We start from the raw sequence: 2,002 nt of genomic DNA on the forward strand, positions 1-2,002 counted from the left end.
CCGGGCCGTCCCCGGACGGGCCGCCGGTGCCGGTCAGCTCATGCGCAGCGCCAGGAAGAAGTCGAGCTTGTCCTCCAGGCGCGACAGGTCGCGCCCGGTGAGCTGCTCGATGCGGCCCACCCGGTACCGCAGCGTGTTCACGTGCAGGTGCAGCCGGGTCGCGCAGCGCGTCCAGGAGCCGTCGCAGTCCAGGAAGGCCTCCAGGGTCGGGATGAGCTCCGCCCGGTGGCGCCGGTCGTAGTCGCGCAGCGGGTCCAGGAGGCGGGCCGTGAACGCGCGGCGCACGTCGTCCGGGACGAACGGCAGCAGCAGCACGTGGGAGGCCAGCTCGTGGTGCCCGGCGGCGCAGACCCGGCCCGGGCGGGCGGCGGCGACCCGGCGGGCGTGCCGCGCCTCCTCCAGGGCTCCGCGCAGGCCCTCGGCCGAGTGGACGGCCGCGCTGACACCCAGGGTGAGGCGCCCGTCGTCGGCCAGGCCGGCCGAGAGCGGGGCCCGTACGGCCGCGAGGAGGGCGTCCGCGTGCAGTCCGGGCACCGCCGCCGGGCCCTCGTCCTCGCTCTCCGGCAGCGGCGCGACCGCCAGCGGCACGAGCGCGATGGCCTCGTCGCCGCTGTGCGCGACGGCGATCCGGTCGGCCGACTCGGGGCCGACGGCCGCCGGGTCGACCAGGATCTCCTCCAGGAGGGCCTGGGCGACCGGGCCGCCGTCGAGGGCCGTGCCCTGCCCCGCGTCCTGCTCCCAGTCGACCCGGGCCACGACCACCTGCCACTGCGGCGCGGTGCCGATGCCCGGCAGCAGCACGGGGGCGGCGACCCGCAGCCGGGCCGCGATCTCGGCGGGCGCGGCGCCCGTCTGCACCAGCTCCAGCACCTCCTGCGCGAGCCGGCGCCGCACCGTACGGGCCGCGTCGCGCCGGTCCCGCTCGACGGCGATCAGCTGCGTCACGCCCTGGAGCAGGTCCAGGCGGGCGGCGGGCCAGTCCCCGGCGTCGGCCTCGACGGCGAGGAGCCAGTCCGACAGGACCGTCTCGCGCACGTCCCGGGAGGCGGGCGGGGCACCACGACCGGTGTTCCGGACCGGGAAGAGCGAGTACGTGGTGCCGCCGGTGGTCACCCGGTGGGGGCCGCGCCGGCCCGTCCGGGTGGCGGCCAGGTGCTCCCCGGCCAGGGTGGCGGCGAGGGCCGGGTCCAGGGGGTCGCCCGCGCCGGCGATCCGGCGGCCGGTGGGGGAGAGGACCCAGGCGCGCAGGTCCAGGTCGGAACCGAGCAGGTCCAGGACGACCTCGGGGCCGCCGCCGGCCGGGCCCGAGGTCATCAGCCGCCTGTGGCGGTCGACGACGGCGGCGAGGTCACCCGCCCGCTCGCCGGAGACCTGTCGAACAACGTGCTCGGTGATCGTCGCGAACGCAACGGACTCGTTCACCGCGAACAGCGGGAGCCGGTGGCGCAAACATGCCTGCACCAGATCGTCCGGAATGTCGCCGAGTTCCGCCTCGCCCGCGGCGAGCGCCGCCACGCCGGCCGAGGCCAGGATGCGTACGAAGGGCTCGGCGTCGGCCGGCTCACGGAGCCACGCGAGACCCGTCAGCACCAGCTCGCCACCGGAGAGGTACCTGCTCGGGTCCTTGAGGTCCGTCGTCATCACGCCGCGCACGGTGCGGTCCAGCTCGTCCTCGCCGCCGAGCAGGCGCAGCCCGAGCGCGCACTGCTGGAGAACGACGCGCTCGGGCTGCGCCTGCTCGGCGGCGAGGACGAGCTGGACCGCACCGTGCGCGTCGTTCTCCAGCAGTGCGCGCAGCCGCATCGTGTCGCCGCCGTTCCTTCTCGTCTGTGGTGTGTCTGTCGCGTTGTCGACGGTGCAGTGGTGCCACCGTTTCCAGGGGAAAACGGAGAGGTTTCTGTTCTCCGTCTTTCGTTCGAATCTACAAGACGACGACGGGCCCCAGCCAACTCCTTCATGTTTTTGGTGGCTACACCGGGGCGGACGGGGCTTGTGTACTAGG

The 2,002-nt window shown here is 75.1% G+C and carries 1 protein-coding gene; it reads right to left on the reverse strand.

Annotation, left to right across the window (positions count from 1 at the left end; translation table 11 throughout):
• Positions 1–33: 33 nt before the first annotated feature.
• The gene (locus RIF68_RS35365) at positions 34–1,803 is read right to left on the reverse strand and encodes a PucR family transcriptional regulator ligand-binding domain-containing protein (RefSeq protein WP_309055682.1); all 1,770 of its coding nucleotides are present in this window, start codon (positions 1,801–1,803) and stop codon (positions 34–36) included.
• Between the last annotated feature and the right edge of the window lie 199 nt (positions 1,804–2,002).

Source organism: Streptomyces sp. (genome assembly GCF_031178505.1).
In the GTDB taxonomy this organism is placed as follows: Bacteria; Actinomycetota; Actinomycetes; order Streptomycetales; family Streptomycetaceae; genus Streptomyces; species Streptomyces gulbargensis.

What these genes read in the sequence shown, in the direction of transcription:
- RIF68_RS35365 (WP_309055682.1), bottom strand. Translation starts at nt 1,803, where the DNA reads ATGCGGCTGCGCGCACTGCTGGAGAACGACGCGCACGGTGCGGTCCAG.